The following is a 19,622-nucleotide window of genomic DNA, read 5'->3' as shown; positions in this document are numbered from 1 at the left end:
CAAATACCCAGCCCGAAGTCAACCCTTTTTTTGATTTTTTTTGAATTTTTTTAAAATTCCTATCTTCCGATATTCTATTGGGGGCTTGACCGGAACATTCGCTCATTGACTGGATATATGATTATAGTATAAAAGTCTGCAATTATAATTACATGCCGTCATATTTTTAACTTTTATCAAATCACATATACGAACTTCCCCAGGATGATGAATAAACAGATTGCATGAAACTGCGCCCAAGAGAACAAAAATCTCCCGGGCGCAGCTTCATGCAGTTGTTTCTCTTTGAAAAGCCGCGTCGTAGGCGGCCTTTGTATCGGGATCGAAGCAGACCATAAAAACCTCTTCGATTTCTTTGTTATCTTTACAGAATTCCCGTATAGTTTTTACCGCGATTTCCGCCGCCGGATTCAGCGGAAAGCGATAGACACCCGTGCTGATCGACGGAAAGGCAACCGAGCGGCAGTGGTTCTGAGCCGCCAGCGAAAGGCAGGACCGGTAGCAGCTTTGCAAAAGTTCACGTTCCCCGGCGTTTCCGCCGCGCCAGACCGGCCCCGGCGTGTGAATCACGTATTTCGCGGGAAGGCGGTAGCCCTTCGTGATTTTTGCCTTTCCGGTTTCGCAGCCGTGAAGCGTCCGGCATTCCGCCAGAAGCTCCGGCCCGGCCGCGCGATGGATAGCCCCGTCCACGCCGCCGCCGCCCAAAAGAGAGGGATTGGCCGCATTTACGATGGCATCGGTGTCCATTGTCGTGATATCGCCTTGAATAATTTGAAAACGCATGGAATTCCTCCCCTGTCAATCTTTAATCCAACAAAACCTTTGGCTATATTCTATTCTTCCGAGTGTGAAATTTCAAGTGGAACCGGAGCAGGCTTCCCGATTCCATATTTTCCTGACCTGAATTTTGTTGTGGGATTTCATTTTGCATTTCATCACATGTAAAGGCAATTCCCTTTCCCGCTGGTGAAACATTCAAGAAGAAGTTATAACAGGGAAAGCCCCTGTACCGGTAGATTCGAATAATCTTTATTCGGCGGTAAATCTCGGTTTCTTTTTGGGCTGAAGAAAATAAAGATACCGGCATTTCTTTCTGCAAAGGGATATCCCTTTACAATCCCCGTTCCATGTTTTTCTTGACGTAGAACGAACTGGATTTCGGCAAGACCGAATTTTCAACCGATTCCCTCGTTTCTGTGGAAAAGTCAATCCGATTGATCGGTCCGGCGGCTGGCATGGATGATCCTCGTCTTTCCTTTTCTATATATATAGCTTTTTATAAAACGATTATAGCATATTCGGCAAGGAGTTTCGCAGTCCTTTTGGCGCTAAAGTCCGATTCCCGTGTTTATTCAAAAGAATGCCCCCGCCATATGGTTTATACCGCATGGCGGGGGTATTCCTATACGATTATGAAATGTACGGTAACAACTATGTAGCAGGAAAATCCATGGAATCCATTAAAAAGCGGACGGCTCCCACCATACCGGCGCCGTTTTTACAGCCCGCAAGTTCAATCGGGCACTGTTCGGCAAAGCCGTTCGGCAGATATTCTGCGGTTTTCCGGCGGATCGCGTTCAGCAGCAGACTTCCCTGCTCCGTGATGCCGCCGCCCACAATGATCTTCTGCGGATCAAACAGAATAACAACCGTTGCAATCGCCCGGGCGATTTTTTCAACCCAATGGTTGAATACGCTGCAGGCATGTTCATCCTCCTGCCGGACGCGCTCAAAGAAGGAACGGCTGGAAATATCTTCTCCGAATTCTTCTTTTGCCGTATCCAGCAGCCCTTTGGCCGAGGAACGTTTTTCAAGATACTGGTTTTCATTCCGATAGTCTAAATAGCCGATTTCGCCTGCGCGAAAATGCGCGCCTTCAAAGATTTTCGAGTTCATCATCAGGCAGCCGCCGATGCCGGTGCCGATGGTCATGCAGAAAAAGGTATCGCAGTCCTGCCCGGCGCCCATCCATTTTTCACCCAGCGCGGCCGCGCGCACGTCGTTAAGAACCCGCACGGGCATGCCTGTGTTTTCTTCCAGAAACGCCTTTAAATTCAGGCTTTCCAGAAACGGAATGTTCTCGATTCCGGCAACGATGGTGCCGCTCTCGGAATCAACGATTCCCGCCGTACTGATTCCGACACCCGCGATTCCCTGCTCCTTTGTTTCGGAAATCAGCGCGGTCAGTTTATTCAGAAAGCACTGACGGCCAAGCTCCGGTTCCGTGGGGATCAGCCCTTTTTTGAGCATTTCCCCATCGGAACGGATCATTCCCCATTTAATCATCGTGCCGCCGATATCGATTCCCAAATAAACTTTCAAATCACCATTCACCTTTGAAGGTGTCAACGTTTTGGCCATTTACTTCCACCTGCTTTAATTCTGTTACGGGCTCTACTTTTTCGCCGTTCAGGGACTTGCTCGCCGTCTCGATTGCCAGTTTTCCTTCTTCCTCCGCGGACATAAAGGTCGTTGCGTCGATTACGCCGTCTTTCAGGGCATGCAGACCGTCGATGCTGCCGCCTAAGCCGATGACCTTTACCTTATCCTTCAGACCGGCTTCTTTGAGCGCTTTCCCGGCGCCGATGGCGGAGTTGTCGTCCTGCGCGAAAACAAGGTCAAACTTTGTGCCCTTCTGAATCAGATCTTCCGTGATTTTCAGAGCCTGTTCCTTTTCCCAGTTGCTCGTCTGTGTGTACACGACTTTCATGTTCGGGGTATCCTTGATCGCGTCCGTGAATCCCTTGCGGCGGTAGCGCTGCGGATAGGTACCCGGCCTGCCTTCGATTAAGACAATATTGCCGCCCTTTGAACCCAGCATGTCTTTTGCGATTTTCGCGCAAAGAGCGCCGGTCGCCACTTCGCTTTGTCCGACATAGGAAACCAGTCCCTCATATTTTCCGGACGGGTCGTCGCCGATCGCATTGGTAAACGCCAGAATCGGGATTCCCGCGTCGTTTGCGGATTTGATCGCCGGTTTGATTGCATCGGCGTCTGCGGCACAGACGGCGATTAAATCAACGCCCTTGGTAATCGCGTCCTCCACCTGGGAAAGCTGTTTGGTCGCATCCCACTGGGCGTCGGAATATTCGAGTTTTATGTTGTTCTCCTTTGCGGCTTTGTCCATACCGGCCTTGGTCGCTACAAAGTATCCGGTGGAGCCCGGCAGCAGCACGGCGACCCGCTTCTGTTTTCCTTCCGCTTTCGCCGACGTATCGGCGGATGAGGCCGCGCTTTGCTCTTCGGCCTTTGACTGCGTTCCGGAGCCGTCTTTTGAACACGCGGTTACAGAGCAGGCCATGATCAGGGCTAATGCGAGACTGGTAAATCTGGTAAGCTTTTTCATAACATTTCCTCCATTATTTTTATATTAACAGCATCCGCTGCAAATCACGCAAGCATCGCTTTCTTCCGGCTGTAGCTGTCCGCGCCGACGGCGATAATGATAATCAAACCCTTGACAATATACTGGAAATACACGTCCACGCCCAAAAGGTTGAACGCATTGTTGATTACGCTCATGAACAGAACGCCGATAACCGTTTTCAGTACGCTGCCTTCCCCGCCGAGAACGCTGGTGCCGCCGATTACAACCGACGCGATGGCGTCCATATCATACCCGGCGCCGGCAACGGGCGTCGCGGTGCCCAAACGGGAGGACAGAACAATTCCGGCTAGCGCGGAAAGCATGCCGCTCACCGCAAACACCATGATTTTGATGCGGTCCGGCTTAATACCGGACAAGCGGCTGGATTCTTCGTTTCCGCCCACAGCGAAGATATATCTGCCGAATTTTGTGCTGCGCAAAATAAAAAACATACCGGCGACGGCAAGGGCAAAGATGATCACCGGGATAGGGATATTCAGAATATATCCGTTGCCGATGTAGTCAAACAGATCGTACTTGCCGGAAATCGGATATCCGCCGGTAACCATCAGAACCGCGCCGTTCAGAATCGTCGTCATGCCCATGGTCGCGATCAGGGAAGGCACGGCGAACTTTGCAACGACAACGCCGTTGCACACACCGATGAAAAGGCCCAGCGCAAGACCGGCCAGGATAACGAGCGGAAGCGGTACGGCATTCCCTAAAAGCTTCATGACAACCGCACCGGATATGGCGGCGATTGCGCCGACTGAAATATCGAAGTTGCCGGAAATAATGACGCTGGTCATGCCGACGGCAATAATCCCGATGATGGACGACTGCCTCAGCAGGTTCAGAATATTACGCGCGCCAAAAAAAGTCGGCGCCGCAATTCCCACGGCGACACAGAGTACGATAAAACCGATCAGCACCCCGTAATCGCTCATTTTAAAATGTTTCGTCTCCAATTTAACCATCATTTTGCTCCTCCATCTTCTATGGTCTGCTTTACAAGGATGTCGTTCATCAGGTCGGCTACCGTAAGGTTCTCATTTTTACGCACTTTTATGAGTTTTCCGCTGTGGATCATCACAATCCGGTCGGACACGCGCAGCACTTCTTCCAAATCCGAAGAGATAAAGATGACCGCAACGCCTTTGGCAGCGAATTGTTCTGCGGTAGAAAAGATATCTTCCTTTGCACGAACGTCGATTCCCTTGGTGGGTTCGTCGAAAATCAGCACGCGCAGATCCTTGCCGAGCCATTTGGCTACCACAATTTTCTGCTGATTGCCGCCCGAAAGGCTCCGCACGCGGTTCTGTATATCGGAAACCTTGATGGTAAGCTTTTCAACCGCTTTTTCGGTGTAATCCAGTTCCTTCTTTTTATTGAGCATGTGGTTTTTCTTCATCGCGTCCAGACTGAGAATCGTCGCGTTTTTATAAATTTCCTGTTTTAAAACCAGCCCCTGCGTTTTGCGGTCCTCCGGAATCAGGCCGATGCCGTTTCGAATCGCGTCCGCCGGCGAATGAATCGCACACGGCTTACCGTCGAGTAAAATCTCTCCGTCTGTGCAGCGGTCGGCGCCAAAAATCGAGCGTACGATTTCGCTGCGCCCCGCTCCCACCAGACCGGCAAACCCAAGGATTTCGCCCGGATAAAGGGTAAAGCTGACATCTTGGAATTTTCCGGCATGCGAAAGGTTTTTCACTTCAAGAACCGGCGTTTTGCTGTAATCCGCGTGGCTTACATGCTGATCGTGCCCCACCGCGAGCGTTTCGCCCGCCATCAGCTCCGCAATCCGGTGCTGGTCGAGTTCGCCGATCGGGTAATTCCCCACGATCTCGCCGCCAAGCATCACCGTTACATTGTCGCAGACTTCAAAGACTTCCTCCAGCATATGGGAGATATAAATAATCGTTTTGTTTTTCGCTTTCAGGCTATGTATGATCTGAAACAGGTTTTTCTTTTCATTGTCGGTAAGGGAGGTCGTCGGCTCATCCATAATAATCAGTTCGGAATCACAGGATACCGCCTTCATGATTTCCACCATCTGCCGTTTGGCAATGCTCAGCTCCCGGACCCGGACGCGCCACGGGATGTCGAACCCCATTTCCGAGCAGATTTCGTTGTAGCGCTGAATCATTCCCTTCTTGTCCAGCACGCCGTTTTTGGTCATTTCCCGCCCAAGGAAGAAGTTTTCCAGCACCGTAAGCTGCGGAATAACGCTCAGCTCCTGATGGATAATGCTGATGCCCTTCCGCTGTGCGTCGATCGGCGAAACGATTTGGGCGGGCTGCCCGTTCAGCTCGATTTCACCGGAGGTCTGGGGAATAACGCCGCCGATAATTTTGATCAGCGTGGATTTCCCCGCGCCGTTTGCGCCCAGAAGCGCGCGTACCTCCCCGCGTTCCAGCGAGAAATCGACGTTTTTCAGCACGCCGACCGGGCCGAAGCTTTTGCAGATTTTTTTCAGGGATAGAAGCTTATTCACATTTATTTTCCTCCTTGCGCCAGCAATTCAAGATGATTCCGCGTATCCGAAAGGATATCCCATGAAAGCACGGCCTGTTCGGCGCCCTGTGACTTCAGTACTTCCACGGTCTGCCGGATATAATCCGGATTCGTATGGCAAATGTCCGGTTTCGCATTGATTTCAAATCCCGTATAAAGGGGACAGTGTACGTTCGAAAGCGCCTTCAGCTGATATTGCAGCGATACGGCGGAACACAGATCCGCCGTATGCCAGAGCTTTTCCAGAACGCCCGCAAACTCGCAGCCATTGCCGCGAAACTCCCGCTCCATGCAGCCCGCTTCGTAGGGAATCCCCGCCGGCGCATCGGTAACACGGTAAATCATCGGCTTTATAAAATCTGCGCTGCGGGAAAGCGCCTCGACGTCCTGCCCGACAAAATAGCTGAACAACGGCGCGTAAACATCCAAACCCACCTGCAGGCCAAGCCTATGGAAGAAATCCGCCAGCTCTTTGACCGCATCGGTAATGACCGCCGACCTTTCTTTATAAAATTTATTTATTAAGATGTCCGTAAAAAGGTATCTCCCGTTTTCCTGTTTATAGGGGAGTAAAAAAGATTTATCCTTCCGGTTCATCCGCTCTTTGAGCTCGGCTGAATCAATTCCCGCTTTTTGATACCTTTGGCGGCAGCTTTCGCAGAAACAGCCCATTGCCGGTGAAAAACCGTTGCCAAAGGAAGAAAAGCGGATTTTATCGAGAAACACACCATCGAACGCGAACCCGTCAAACCTCTCCCGATAAATCTTCTGAACGTTTTCGATGTTCACGGGATTGGAAGGGCATACAAATGTAAAGTCTTCCCCTTGAATAACCTTTGCGGCGGCGTGCGGATTTCCATTGTAATCAACGGCGGGCACGCTTTTCGCCGCGCCGGAAACTTCTGAGAACACCGGAAGCCAAAGGTAGCCGCGCTTTCCCCGCTTGTGAAGTTCTTCCAGTGCAGGCTGGTACAGACTTCGGTCGAAGCTCCAGCCAAGGATTACACCCTCCGTGTCCAGCAGATCGTCCGCGCAGCGAATCCGCTCCAATAACCGCTCCGCTGTAACGCGGCAGTCGTGAAACCCGCCGGTAAACGCCTGCACAAGGTATTTCATGCATACTCCCCTTTTTCCTATTGATATAATTCAACCGAATTCTGTGTTTTATGAACGCAGAGTACAAACAGGCCGCGTATGTAAATCACATCCTGTACCGGCCGGATAAAAATCCGCGGAAGGTATTCCGATGAAATATACCCCGAAAGGACTTTTTTCAGCTCCCCCGCGTCTTCTTCGGAAAGGTAACAGGTATCGATTGCAATTAAATCCGGCTCGATTACGCAGATGACATTCGCTAAAAGCTCCGCCACCAGTTCGATAACGGCCTTTCGGTCATTGCAAAGCCGGTGAAGGGTTCCTTCCAGCGTTTCCCCGCTTGTTCCGGAAGCCAGCCGCATATACGAAAGCTCTCCGGCAAAATTATGCCTGCCCTTATGCAGTTTGCTGTTGATCACCACACCGGCGCCGATTCCCTGCTTGATATGCAGGAAAAGCATATTCTTGGCGCCCGTACCCGTGTATTTATCATATACGCCCAAGGTAGCGGCGTTGATATCGTTTTCCACCACAACCGCCATCGCATAACGCTTTTCCAAATCGGCCTTGAGGGCGAAGCCCTCCCACTGGGGAATGGTGGGAATATTGCTGATTTCATCGCCGTTTACGGAACCCGGAACCGCCACGCCGATGGAGGAAACCTTCTTCCCGTCGCAGCCCGCAAGGCTTTTATCGATCACATTGTAAAGTTCCTGCGTCCAGTCGCCCTCTTCGTGCTGATGCACCGCGCTGGAAACCACTTTTCCGTCCATGTCCAATACGGCGCAGTAGTAATGGCCGGACTGAATGAATACGGTGAGGATCAGTTCAAAATTCTCATTTAGCTTGTAACACTTCGCGCGGCGGCCGCCCGTGGAATCGATATAGCCAAGACAGCGCGCCTCCCCGCTTTCCACCAGTTCCTCCACCGCTTTATTGACCGTGGCGAGACTCAGCCCCACCTTCTGCGCCAGCTGCGGCTTGGTGCTTTTCGGAAATTCCTTCAGCGTCTCCTTAATCAAATCTTTATTCACTTTTTTCAGGATAGCCGGATTTCCGCTTATTTTTTCCATCGTTGACCCTTTCATCGCTACTTACTTTATTTAGTTTATAAACTATATTATAATCATCTTCCTTGTAAAGTCAATAGATTTCGGTCGAATTTCTAAATATTTATAGGTAAATTTCAATTTTACAATACTCTTTTCCGATTGAACCCATGGCACAAACAGCAAAACGAAGGCCTGCATAAATCCGACTGGTTTCATAGATACTAAATCAGGTAGAAAAGGTCTTTACGAAAGGAAAAAGGGTATGGATAATAATAAAAACCGGATGAAAGACAGAGAAAAGAGCAACCCGGAATTGCGGAAAATGAAACCGAAGGGAAACGAGGACGCCGGTATCCTTAACGGTCGTAAAATCGGGGTGCATGCCGCTAAACACGAAAAAGATGGTAATTAAATTTATTAAATATGGAGAGGGCGATTTAATGAACACGGTATTATGCAACGTTTCCGGAATTCAGAATAAAGAATGCAAAACCCAAATTAAGAACGCGCTGAATAAATTGCAGGGCGTTCAGGAAGTCGGCGTAAATCTGGCGTCGAGCACCGTAAAGGTGGATTATAACGAACCCGCGACGGAGCTGGAAATCAAAGACTGCATCGAGCATACCGGATTTAAAATTGAATATGAATAACCGCACCAGCCTTGAAATAGCCCCATCGTAAGAAAATAAACCCTGCATATCACCGTTTTGGTGATTGCAGGGTTTTATTTTTAAAAATCATCGTTAATAAAAACAGTCCGTTTCATAAAGATCCGGGCAAGCATTTCAAATTTACCGCTAGTTTCGGCACTGCCGAGCTGCAGGCAATCTTCCAGCGTAACGTAGCCGGAAAGCAACTGCACAAGCGTGCGCACGTCGCACACCAAGTCCGGCGCAGCAGCTGTCCTTTCAACCTGCGTTTCACCGTTTCGCGGATATACGCAAAAGGTATCATTGTTCCAATCGAGAAAATCATCTTTAACCTGAATTACTGTTTTTTCCGTATCCTGTGGTATTGTCAGCGTTTTCAATGCACGCGCTGCGTCTACAATTCGGCCCATACCATCGCAAACGCCCTCGGATTTCACATCATACGGTTCGGGGATGAGCAGGCGAAAATTCAGAAATGCCGGTGCCTTATACCGAAAGATTTTGCATCTTCCCGCAAAACCGCCCAAAAATCCAAGAATGCTGCACAGGGACTCCCTATTTAACCAGATTAACTCCTCCACAAGGATGGCTGGTTTTTTCGAAGCGAAAATAATATAACCATCCGCCTGATTCTTGGCGTTGTAGTGAACATAAACATACCGGTTATTTTTATACGGGTCCTCATTTAACTTTTTTTGCCATGCTTCCTCACTGCGAATCAGCATAAAGTTTTTATCCAAAGCAAACCGCTCGTAGGCTTCCCGTATGGGGCTGCTGTTTTCTCCGGGATGATACATCCGCATATTCCCGCCCTGTTTCATCCCCTGAAACGAGGAAAGCGGTATCGTTGTGGAATTTTTGACCATGCAGGACTCATAACCGAATTGCCGGTAATATACGTTTGAAAACGGGAACAGATAGGACAGCGTGTCACCGTTTTCCTTTGCTTCTTGGAGTATGTTCCTAAACAGCGCACGTACATAGCCCTTGCGTCTTCCCTCCGGCAACGACGCCACCCCGCCGATGCCCGCCATGCCGACCCGCCTGCCGTTAAGCATTGCACAAAACGGCAGATAGTCCAGGCATGCACAAATCTTACCGTCTTCGAAAACCGCGCGGCAATTGCGATCATTTTCATTCGCCATATAACTGTTGAAATCAATACCCAGGTCGAAGGCAACAGACTGCACTTTACGTGCTTCAATGTATTCATCAGGGCTTACTTCTCGAACTTCCATGTAAGATTTCCTCCATTATAGATGTCAAAACAAATCAAAGCTCTTTTTCCTGCCGGTATAAATTGTCAATAATACTTTTATTTTTATAAGAAGTATGAGACACCAATGCGTATAAAGCGGCGCCTGTAACCGGACTGAGCAGGGGTTTTTTCAGCGTAATATTATAGCTGCTCATGTATTCTTTTAATGGAGCAAAAATCAGCTCTCCCGCTTTAAAGATGCCCCCGGAATAGGAAACGGTTATGCTCTTGTCCTTGTCAAATTCCAATTGGTTAATGATTGCTGAGACGATAAGACTCAGTTCGTAAGCGGCCTGCCTGTAAAGATCGATTGCATAGTGGTCGCCTTGTTCAGCCGCTTTACAAAGCAAGAGCTGTAACTTGGCAATTTCATCCCGTTTAAACTCCAATTTATTGTACACAGCCGATATAAAATCAAAATCAGATGTTAAACCGAATTCTTCGCATACGATTTCATATGTTTTTCCTTTTTCAACCCGTCCGTCCGCCTGCTTGGTAAACAGTTCGATCAGCTTTTTCCCCAGCCAATACGCGGAGCCTTCGTCGCCGAATAAATGCCCCCATCCGCCCGATCTTACAGCATGGTTTTTCTGATCCATTCCATAGCCCATGGAGCCGGTTCCCGCTAAAAGGTTAATTCCCGGCTCACAGGCAAGAGATCCTGCCCAGGCAACCACTACGTCGTTTACGCATTCTACATTGCCGCTTTGCAAAGCGCTCCGGGTAATGTTCACTAAATCCGGTGTATCGGATGAAGTTTCACCGAAGCTCGGTATCCCAACACACGAATAATCGATATCCGATACGCGGATGTTTGCTTTTGCGCAGACATCCGCTGCGCCTTCCTGAACCACCTTGCCGTAGTTTTCCTTGCCGATCTGAAGATAGCTGCAAGTGGCCGTTTTGCATGAGGATACGATATTGCCCTTGTCATCTATAATTTCAAAGGCGGTTTTTGTGCCGCCGCCGTCAATGCCAAGATAATACATGCGCTATGCTCCTTTGCCATGTAATGGAACTTTACCTTGCGGTGTTTACGCTTCCGCATACAAGCATTTTATGCTTCACTAATTCCTTGACGCATTCTTTGCCTTCCTTGCAGTATACCTTCGGATCAAAAACATCCGGATTTTCCCCGATGACTTTTTTTACCCCTTTGGAGAATGCATCGCGAAGCTCCGTCGCAAAATTCACTTTGCATATGCCCCTCTTTATACATTCCATAACTTGTTCATCCGTAAGGCCGGAAGCTCCATGCAATACAAGCGGAATATCCACTACTTTGCGTATTTCTGTCAGACGGTTTACATCCAGCACCGGCGTTTTGGCATAGAACCCATGGGCTGTCCCGATTGCAACCGCAAGGGACGAAATGCTTGTCTTCTTAACAAACTCTGCTGCTTTTTCGGGGTCGGTATAAATGTCATCATTCGAAACGAGATCATCTTCCTTGCCGCCCACTCTGCCAAGCTCTGCTTCTACGGGGATATTGCCGGGATTGCACATCTCTGCAACTTTCCGTGTAAGGGCTATGTTCTCTTCGAAAGGAAGTTTCGAGCCATCGATCATAATGGAAGTATAGCCTTCGCGATAAGCCCCAGACGCCAATTCAAAACTGGAACCGTGGTCAAGATGAAGAACAACCGGAACACTTGCCGCGCTCGCTCCCGCGTACACATTGGAATAGTAATAACGCAGTCCGCCATATTTAATCGTTCCCGGCGTTGTTTGAATAATCACAGGAGACTTTAATTCTTCAGCCGCCTCAATGATTCCCTGTACCATTTCCATGTTTTCAGCGTTGAATGCTCCGATCGCATAATTACCCCTTTGGGCATCCATTAAGATTTTTTCGCTCGTAACAAGAGACATATTTATTCCCCTTTATTTCTTATCAATTTCCAAAAACTTTAGTCTGCAAACTGGCTTTTATACTCTTCTATGTTTATAACCTTCTTTTCCGCCCTTGCTTTTTCAGCTGCAAACGCCATGATATGACTATGCACGGAATTATCAATGCAGTAATCCACATCCGTTTTTCCCGCTTGCAGAAGGCTTATAAAATCCTTCATAATGCCATCGTCGCCGCCGCTGTGCCCGGACTCTGTTTCCTGTATGTGCATCACGTCCGTGATACCCGTCCCGAATTCTTTAATTTCTATTTCATTCTTTTCCATTGCGCCTCTGATTTCACCTTTTGTGCCCATCAGTTTAATCGTTCTGCTGATCTCATTGGTAAACGCGCACATTGTGAATGCAGCGGTAGCACCGTTTGCAAATTCCATGTTGACTACCTGATGGTCAACCACATTATTGTCACACTGGAAAACGCATCTGCCATAAGGTCCTTCTTTTAATGCCCGAACGCGTGCCTGATAGCTATGATCATTGCTGATTGCCGAAGTCGGCCAATCGGTGTCTTCCGTAAGATAAAGTTTGGGGGCATAATACGCACATTCATTTTTATACTTGCAGCCGTCAAGACATCTTAACGGAGCACCGCTTGGCGCATTCTCTTCCTTAAAGTAGGAAAGGTCCCCGAAGGAAGACATATTTACACAATCCGCGCCGATCAGCCAACGAAGGATATCCATATCATGGCAGCTCTTTTGCAAGATCATCGGGCTGGATTCATCGGAGTTTCTCCAATTGCCGCGTACAAAGCTGTGCGCCATGTGCCAGTATCCAACATTTTCATTGTGCTGTACCGAAATAAGTTTTCCTATTCTGCCGCTCTCAACCAATTTCTTTAAGGCCATAAAGAAAGGAGTATAACGCAGAACATAGCAAATGCATAGAATCCGCTTGTGCTCATTTGCGTATTTGCCAAGCTCCATGCATTCTTTCGGGCTTGTGGACATTGGTTTTTCGAGCAGAATATCATATCCCATCTCCATTGCCTTCATTGTCGGCTTAAAGTGCATCTGATCCTGCGTGCAGATAAGAGCGGCGTCTGCCAGCTTCGGTACAGCAAGAATCTGTTCCCAGTTTTCAAAGCAATTCTCGGCCGGAATATGATGCAATTTCTGAAACCGCACTCTTCTTTCGCGGTCCGGTTCGGCAACTGCAACGAATTGAATCTCGTTTTCATTTCTCAGCGCGTAGTCCGCATAGGCATCCATTCCCCTTAAACCCGCGCCCATTAAGATCGCTGTAATTTTTTTCATAATATCCTCATCAATTTTAATTATGTATGCTTCTTTTTAAATCGCTTCGCTGACTTCAATTAAAAGGAACTTTTCAAAATTTACATTGATTTTCGTTTCGTTCGGCTGAAGTCTTGCAATCTCTTTTTTGTTGACATAATCCAACACAACGTGGGGTTTGTTCTCCAGACCTTTTAATGTCACTTCTCCCGTGAAGCTGTCCGCATAGAATGAATAATACATTTTGTTTGATTTCCGTATTACGTGGCATTCCGGAACATCAAATCCCAAGCTGTACAGGCTGCCGATATATTCACCCGATGAAAGCATTTTTTTCCTGTAGATAGCAATCCACGATTGATAGAGCGCTTCCCTCTCCGGACTGAGGTCAAAATTAGCTCCCTCTTTCACGATGGAAACAGGACTTGAACCCACCGGCCAGGTGAATTTTGTATTGATAACGCCGCCAATTCCTACTGTGGATGCAAAATCACATTCATCATCGCTCAATTCAACATGGTCACCGTTATAAGGGACATTGCTGCCCATCAGCGCTTTGATTACTTTCCCCTTTGATCTTACCTGCCATGAGCTTTCCGGATCCGATGCAACCGGCATATCAAAATAGGGCATTGTAAAGAAAGAACAGCAGTCTCCGCAGGGACAGAACATAATAGGGGCATCCGGTTTAATTTGTTTTGCCTCATCATAAATCATCTTGAAAAATTCAGGAACCGCTTCAAAGGATTCTTCCGGATTTTTATGATGATGTTTTTCATTGTAGCACGGCGGCGCGGCATTCAAGTGCTGACCGTCAATTTTTAATCCGTCAAAATCCCAATCTTTGAGTATCTTCCGAACGCTTTCTTTCGTATACTCTTTTACGTCCTCACAGGCCGGACATAAATAGTAATTGTCCCACCATGTAACATCCTGTTTATTCCCGTTCACGTCGAGGATAACGCTGTCGGGATGTTTTGCATAATACCGGGACTTCGGATCACAAGCCATTGGTATCCACCAAAGCTGAACCTTTAACCCCTGTTCATGGATTTTTCGCACGAATTCTTTGATTCCGCCTTCTCCGTCGGGGAACCTTTCTTTTGAAGGTTCACAGTCCCCTTCTTCATACTGCCAGCCGTCATCAATACAAACCCATTTGAAGCCGAGCTTTTTTACCATCGGAAGCGCTTCATATATTTGACTTACTTTAAAATTGCGTTCATATCCCCATGCGCACCATGCCGGCTCATATCCTTCTTTATTGATCGGAGCGGGTTTTATCCCTTTTATCTCCATTATTTTTCTGTATTCCGTAAGAGAATTGAAACAATCGCCTTGATGCAGCATGACAAACGTTTCCGCTGTATCCATTGTTTCACCGACCTCAAGTATCCTGTCTTTTTCATATGTAACAGATATGGTTGCCCTTCCGCCCGAAACTTCAACGGGTAAACTGACAAGCTTCGGAATACTTTCACAATGGCCGACCGCTATTCCGATATCTCTTTTCCAAACATCGGAAAGCGGAATGCCTCCGCCATAATCCGAGTCGTTCATGCCCATGAAATTTTTTCTTGAGAAGCCATTCTTCAGCGGCAGAATCCAGTCTGTTCTTTCCTCGTAGGAAGCCCCCTGAAACGACCAAAAAAGATCATCCCTTTCCTTTTCATCGGAACAGATCGTATACTGGTTATTTACCCAGCCGGTTACCCTGATACTGCTTGTGCCAATATTTTTGTACCGCGCTTTTATGAAGATCGTAGATGGAAACATCTCATACACTTTTAGACTGAGAACTTTTTCTATACTGCCTGATGTCCCGGAAAGGGTGTGTTCCATCCCTTTTCCAAATTCATTTGTTATCTCCTCGCTTTTTCTATTCAGAAACTGAAATTCTTCCACTTTTCCTTCGCAGGTTGTGATATAATGTGAATTCTCAAAATTTCCGAAGGCTGCGGTTTCCTTATTATAATTGTTTACTATACGGCTTCTCATTTGTGTATCAAACGCAATACCAATTTCTTTGTTGGAAACCACAATAGGCGCCTTACAAATATCGTATTCTGCCATTCTTTATTCCCCACTTATTCTCTTATCAACATTTATTGCCGTGAATGTCCTCCGCCGGATAGGATTTATTCGCTGCAATGGTAAGAAAACGTTTTGTTTTCTTACCATTGCAGCTGAGTCTGTATCGATTAGTTTGCGGAGTTTTGAATACTCTTTACTTTTGCCAGGATATTATTAACCGTCTCATCAAGAGTTGCTTTTTTATTGAAGTACAAAGGCTCTATATTTTTGATTGCATCGTAAATTGTCGACTTTTGCTTAAAATCTACATTCGGTACGGAAGAAACAGCTTCATCAAAGATCGCCTGTTTATTTTGCGGATTTCCGGGTAATTTTACATAGAAATTCTCAGCGACATCTTTCAGTACTGGGATGGAATCTTTTGACTGTGCCATGATCGTCTGGCCTTCTTTGCCTGACATGTACTTTACAAATTCCCACGCCGCTTCCTGATTGCTTGAGGTTGTAAGAATTGCATTCCCAACGCTTTGTGTGCAGTAAACCTTTTTATCGAATGACGGAGCAACTGCAATGTCCCAGTCAAACTTCGCATCGGCAAGCGAAGACTGCAGCCAGGAACCCTGGTATACCATTGCAAATTTCCCTGTTGGGAATTGTTCTTCACCGTATTTTAGTGCGGCGGAATACGTAGGACTTACATGATATTTATAGTTAAGATCATAGAGGAATTGAAGCACGCTCTTCGATTCCGGAGAATCGATCTGACAAGTATTCTTATCAACGCTCATCAGTCTGCCGCCTTTTTGCCAGATCAGCGTTTCAATGGTCGAATCAACGTTGTCATACGGCACATAAAGTCCATACTGCTCTATATTGTTTGGATCAAATCCCGGCTCTGTCGCATTTTTCCCATTTTTATCGAGCGTCAGTTTCTGAGCAAGTTTTACGATCTGATCCCATGTCATATTGCCGTTGGGAACTTCCGTAATGCCGGCAGCCTTGAACAAGCTCTTATTATAATATAGGACTATGGAGTTGTAATCACGCGGCATCGAGTAAATTTTATTGTTATAAGTGAATGTTTGCCAAACGTTAAAGTAATCATCTTTCGATATCTTGTCCTTCTCCATGAGGGGACCGATATCAGCCAGTATACCTTTCGGAGCAAACTGCGTTAAATACCATCCGCCGTCCATCAGCATTACATCCGGAGCCGTGTTGCTCGCTATTTCCGTCTGGATTTTCTCCCAGTATTGATCCCATGAACTACTTTCAAGTGTTACCTTAATGTTTTTATGTGACTCTTCAAACGCGGCAATAATTTTTTTCGTACCGTTCATTTCTTCCGGTAAGCCCCATCGTGCGTACCGAATGGTAGTCACTTGGTCATTTGATTTTTTTGCGCTGTCCTGTGAACCGCAGCCTGTAAATGCGGAAGCGAGCAGCGCAGCTGCTAAGATCACCGACGAAATCTTTGTAAAGCGTCTTTTCATAATAAATCCTCCTCGAAAATTTTAAATAGTTTATAGCGATTGCTATTGTTAACCAATTTAAGATTTCAGACCTGAAAAGCTGATTCCTTCCACAAAATATTTTTGTGCTGCAAGGAACAATACAACCATTGGAACGATACTGATTACCGTAGCCGCCGCGAGCAGTCCCAAAAGGGCTTGACGCTGGCCCTGGAACATGGCGAGTCCCACTGCAAGAGTCATTTTACTCTCGGAAGTTAAATAGATAAGCGGCGTGTAAAAATCTGTCCAAGTCCATACAAACTCAAGGACTACAACGGATATAATGACAGGCTTGCACAGCGGGAGAAGTATTTTCCATAATATTGTGAAGCGTGAAGCACCATCAATATATGCCGCTTCGTCTAATTCATACGGAATTCCCATAATATACTGCCGCATGAAAAAGATAAAGAACGCGTTTCCGAAAAAAGCCGGCACAATCAACGCTTTCAGCGTGTTGAGGAAATGAATGTCTCTGTAAATCTTAAAAATCGGTATTACGAGTACAGAAGGCGGAATCATTAGGGTGGAAAGTAAAATGATAAACAGGAAATTCTTTAATCTGCATGGAAGCCGCGCAAAGGCATAGCCGACCAAAACGGTGGATATAACCGTTCCGATTACAACCCCCACACTGACAATCAATGAGTTGACGATAAAAGTAGGGAACGAAATATAGTTGGGATCTGTGCTGTCAAAAAGAGCAGTGTAGTTGGTTGTTATAAAAGGTTTCGGAATTAATGAAGGCGGAAATTGAATAATCTGACTGAATGTTTTAAAGGAATTTGATACAAGGAAAATCAGCGGTGCCATAAATATGATACCGACAACGGAAAGTACAACATATTTTATTATTTTGACCATGAATACTTTTTTCCTGGATTTACTCATTTTACAGCTACCTCTCATCCTCTGCGTAATAGACCCACTTCTTTGATGTCTTCAGGATTAACACCGCAAACATAAGGATAATAACAAATAATATCCACGCCATTGCTGACGCCATTCCCATCCTGCCTTCCTTAAACGCGGTAAGGTACAAATAGTACATCATAAAATAGGAGGAATAGTCCGGTCCGCCCTTTGTTAATACGTAGGATTCCGTAAACAACTGGAATGTTGCAATTACGCCCATGATCAGCTGGAAAAAGATTGTAGGAGATATAATTGGTAATGTGATTTTCCACATTTTTGTCCATGCGGAAGCGCCGTCGATACTTGCTGACTCATAAAGAGAATTTGGAACATTCTTTAAACTTGACAAATAGAACAACATTCCGCTTCCCGCGGTCCACAATCCCATGATAATGATGGACGGCTTTGACAACTGTACGGACGTCAGCCATTGCTGCGGCGGTATTCCGAATAACCGTAAAAGTCCGTTCAATACGCCGTAGTTGTCATCGTAGACCATCGTGAACAGCAATGAAATGGAAACCGGCGGGACAAGTACCGGAATATAATACATCGCCCGGAAAATACCAATGCCTTTGACTTCCCAATTCAGCATCAATGCAAGTAACAATTGCAGGATCAGTTGAAGCGGCAGTGAAAAAGCTACCATATATAAGGTGTTTTGTACTGATTTCATGAAAATTTCGTCTTTAGTAAAAAGCGTTATGTAATTTTTCAGTCCGACAAAAACCGGTTTTGATATAATGTCATAATCCGTCAGGCTGTAATAAAAAGACATTACTGCGGGATACAGGAAAAATATAATCATTCCAATAATCCAGGGAGCTGCAAATATATAGAAAGGAATGTCTTTCCGTGAAAACAACACAAAACTGTGCTTCTTTTGTTTTTTTTGTTTAGCTTTTACATTAACCATTGCCACATTTCCTTTCAACAGTAAGTTTTCGCCCAAGCCATTACAAAAGCAGTATGATGACGATCCTTATTTTGCTAAGTTAATCCATGCGTCAAGGCCATCCGGATTACCCGGGTCAAGTTTCAGAAGAATCGCCCTGTGATACGCAATAAGCTGAGCAATATTGATAAACGGCAAGCCTTCCGCTATATTCCCGACATTCGGATGCTTTACATGTAAGTCGATATTTTTTATCGCGTCGTAGGAATCATCGGTGCTGACAACCATTGTTGCGCCCTTTTTCACAAGATCATCAATTAAGCTAAGCTGATAATCTTTGTTATCCGGCTTTAAATCCGCTATTACAAGCGTATTCTTGTCGATTAAAACCATCGGCCCGTGCCGTACGTCTAGCACATGATAGTAGTTTGAAATGGTGCAGCATATTTCTTTGAACGCGAGTGCTCCTTCACAGGCGAGACCGGAAATTTCGCCATCAGCCAACACAACCACTTTATCCCACTTCTTATTGGCGATTTTTTTGAATTCAGGCTCATTTTCACTGATAAAGCGATCCCCTGCGGCTGTCATTTTCCTCATGTCGCCAAAGACGGTGCTGTCGCCGGCAAAACCGGCAAGCAAAAGGGCGGATGCCGCATACAGATTTGTAACCGTACCCGTCTGACACACACTTTCGTCAAAAGCCCAAGGCATCTTTATGCACAGATCTGCAATCCTGCCGAGCTCCGAATCTTCTACGCAGGTTATGCCTACCGATGAAATACCGAATTCATTCTTCATATCGTTCACTGTTTTCAGTATTTCCGTTGTGTTGCCGGAACGGGAAATTGCAACCACCATGGAACCTTCAAACGCTTTTTTGTTTGCCTTGAAATTCACCATCGCATCGCCTGCCGGAATACTGGATGAGCTGATGCCGTACTGTGTACGGGCTATAATTTCAGCCGACTGGGACAGGTAATAGCTGGAGCCGGAACCAATAAACACAATTGATTTCGGTTTTTTAGCAAGATAGAACTCCCTCAGCGCCTCTTTCTGCGATTCTACACACGCAATTGTCTTCTCGAGCATTTTGTATTGTCTTGTGATTTCAAAATAAGTTTTATCCATATCGTACTCCCTCACAGCTATGCTGTAATTATATTATATTGTTATTACCAT

General features: G+C 46.5%; 19 protein-coding genes. 2 read left to right on the top strand and 17 right to left on the bottom strand.

The genetic code is table 11. The features are described 5' to 3' along the window. Window positions 1-267: 267 nt before the first annotated feature. From OUY18_RS13140 to OUY18_RS13105, 8 genes are all read right to left on the bottom strand, one after another. Window positions 268-783, bottom strand: coding sequence for an O-acetyl-ADP-ribose deacetylase (locus OUY18_RS13140; protein WP_268059230.1), 516 nt, complete (start codon window positions 781-783; stop codon window positions 268-270). Window positions 784-1,111: 328 nt separating this feature from the next. After that, entirely contained in the window at window positions 1,112-1,237 is a 126-nt protein-coding gene (locus OUY18_RS13135) for a hypothetical protein (RefSeq protein WP_268059229.1), read from the bottom strand. 194 nt (window positions 1,238-1,431) lie between these two features. Beyond that, window positions 1,432-2,361, bottom strand: coding sequence for an ROK family protein (locus OUY18_RS13130; RefSeq protein WP_268059228.1), 930 nt, complete (start codon window positions 2,359-2,361; stop codon window positions 1,432-1,434). Continuing rightward, window positions 2,324-3,346 (bottom strand): sugar ABC transporter substrate-binding protein, encoded by a 1,023-nt coding sequence (locus OUY18_RS13125; RefSeq protein ID WP_268059227.1) that lies wholly within the window; start codon window positions 3,344-3,346, stop codon window positions 2,324-2,326. Before OUY18_RS13125 ends, OUY18_RS13130 begins: the two co-directional genes overlap by 38 nt. A gap of 44 nt (window positions 3,347-3,390) precedes the next feature. Next, entirely contained in the window at window positions 3,391-4,347 is a 957-nt protein-coding gene (locus OUY18_RS13120; protein WP_268059226.1) for an ABC transporter permease, read from the bottom strand. Beyond that, window positions 4,344-5,861, bottom strand: a complete 1,518-nt coding sequence (locus OUY18_RS13115; protein WP_268059225.1) for a sugar ABC transporter ATP-binding protein — start codon at window positions 5,859-5,861, stop codon at window positions 4,344-4,346. Before OUY18_RS13115 ends, OUY18_RS13120 begins: the two co-directional genes overlap by 4 nt. A 2-nt stretch (window positions 5,862-5,863) precedes the next feature. Next, a complete protein-coding gene (locus tag OUY18_RS13110; protein ID WP_268059224.1) occupies window positions 5,864-6,997 on the bottom strand; it encodes a hypothetical protein in 1,134 nt (377 codons plus the stop codon). A gap of 17 nt (window positions 6,998-7,014) precedes the next feature. Continuing rightward, window positions 7,015-8,049 (bottom strand): ROK family transcriptional regulator, encoded by a 1,035-nt coding sequence (locus OUY18_RS13105; RefSeq protein ID WP_268059223.1) that lies wholly within the window; start codon window positions 8,047-8,049, stop codon window positions 7,015-7,017. Between the two features lie 241 nt (window positions 8,050-8,290). On the opposite strand from OUY18_RS13105, the gene OUY18_RS13100 reads away from it, so the two are divergent. Together OUY18_RS13100 and OUY18_RS13095 are read left to right on the top strand one after the other, a co-directional pair. After that, the gene (locus OUY18_RS13100; RefSeq protein ID WP_268059222.1) at window positions 8,291-8,440 is read left to right on the top strand and encodes a hypothetical protein; all 150 of its coding nucleotides are present in this window, start codon (window positions 8,291-8,293) and stop codon (window positions 8,438-8,440) included. A gap of 28 nt (window positions 8,441-8,468) precedes the next feature. After that, on the top strand, window positions 8,469-8,678 hold the full coding sequence (locus OUY18_RS13095; protein WP_268059221.1) for a heavy-metal-associated domain-containing protein: 210 nt from the start codon (window positions 8,469-8,471) through the stop codon (window positions 8,676-8,678). Between the two features lie 80 nt (window positions 8,679-8,758). Here OUY18_RS13095 and OUY18_RS13090 read toward each other — a convergent pair whose 3' ends face one another. The 9 genes from OUY18_RS13090 to OUY18_RS13050 all read right to left on the bottom strand — a co-directional run bounded on the left by OUY18_RS13090 (window position 8,759) and on the right by OUY18_RS13050 (window position 19,571). Next, window positions 8,759-9,916 carry a GNAT family N-acetyltransferase gene (locus tag OUY18_RS13090; RefSeq protein ID WP_268059220.1) on the bottom strand — a complete coding sequence of 386 codons (1,158 nt, stop codon included), beginning with the start codon at window positions 9,914-9,916 and terminating at the stop codon, window positions 8,759-8,761. 34 nt (window positions 9,917-9,950) lie between these two features. Beyond that, window positions 9,951-10,925: an N-acetylglucosamine kinase gene (locus OUY18_RS13085; RefSeq protein WP_268059219.1), complete on the bottom strand. Its 975-nt coding sequence runs from the start codon at window positions 10,923-10,925 to the stop codon at window positions 9,951-9,953. A gap of 31 nt (window positions 10,926-10,956) precedes the next feature. After that, a complete protein-coding gene (locus OUY18_RS13080; RefSeq protein WP_268059218.1) occupies window positions 10,957-11,808 on the bottom strand; it encodes a class II fructose-bisphosphate aldolase in 852 nt (283 codons plus the stop codon). A gap of 38 nt (window positions 11,809-11,846) precedes the next feature. Further along, window positions 11,847-13,103 carry a Gfo/Idh/MocA family protein gene (locus OUY18_RS13075; protein ID WP_268059217.1) on the bottom strand — a complete coding sequence of 419 codons (1,257 nt, stop codon included), beginning with the start codon at window positions 13,101-13,103 and terminating at the stop codon, window positions 11,847-11,849. A gap of 36 nt (window positions 13,104-13,139) precedes the next feature. Further along, window positions 13,140-15,155: a glycoside hydrolase family 36 protein gene (locus OUY18_RS13070; protein ID WP_268059216.1), complete on the bottom strand. Its 2,016-nt coding sequence runs from the start codon at window positions 15,153-15,155 to the stop codon at window positions 13,140-13,142. 128 nt (window positions 15,156-15,283) lie between these two features. Further along, window positions 15,284-16,609, bottom strand: coding sequence for an ABC transporter substrate-binding protein (locus OUY18_RS13065; protein ID WP_268059215.1), 1,326 nt, complete (start codon window positions 16,607-16,609; stop codon window positions 15,284-15,286). 57 nt (window positions 16,610-16,666) lie between these two features. Next, window positions 16,667-17,521: a carbohydrate ABC transporter permease gene (locus OUY18_RS13060; RefSeq protein ID WP_268059214.1), complete on the bottom strand. Its 855-nt coding sequence runs from the start codon at window positions 17,519-17,521 to the stop codon at window positions 16,667-16,669. 7 nt (window positions 17,522-17,528) lie between these two features. Then, the gene (locus OUY18_RS13055) at window positions 17,529-18,353 is read right to left on the bottom strand and encodes a carbohydrate ABC transporter permease (RefSeq protein WP_268059213.1); all 825 of its coding nucleotides are present in this window, start codon (window positions 18,351-18,353) and stop codon (window positions 17,529-17,531) included. A gap of 174 nt (window positions 18,354-18,527) precedes the next feature. Further along, window positions 18,528-19,571: an SIS domain-containing protein gene (locus OUY18_RS13050; RefSeq protein ID WP_268059212.1), complete on the bottom strand. Its 1,044-nt coding sequence runs from the start codon at window positions 19,569-19,571 to the stop codon at window positions 18,528-18,530. Window positions 19,572-19,622 lie beyond the last annotated feature (51 nt).

It is taken from the genome of Caproiciproducens galactitolivorans, assembly GCF_026672255.1.
Classification (GTDB): Bacteria; Bacillota; Clostridia; order Oscillospirales; family Acutalibacteraceae; genus Caproiciproducens; species Caproiciproducens galactitolivorans_A.
This window is presented reverse-complemented; position numbering and strand designations above follow the sequence as displayed.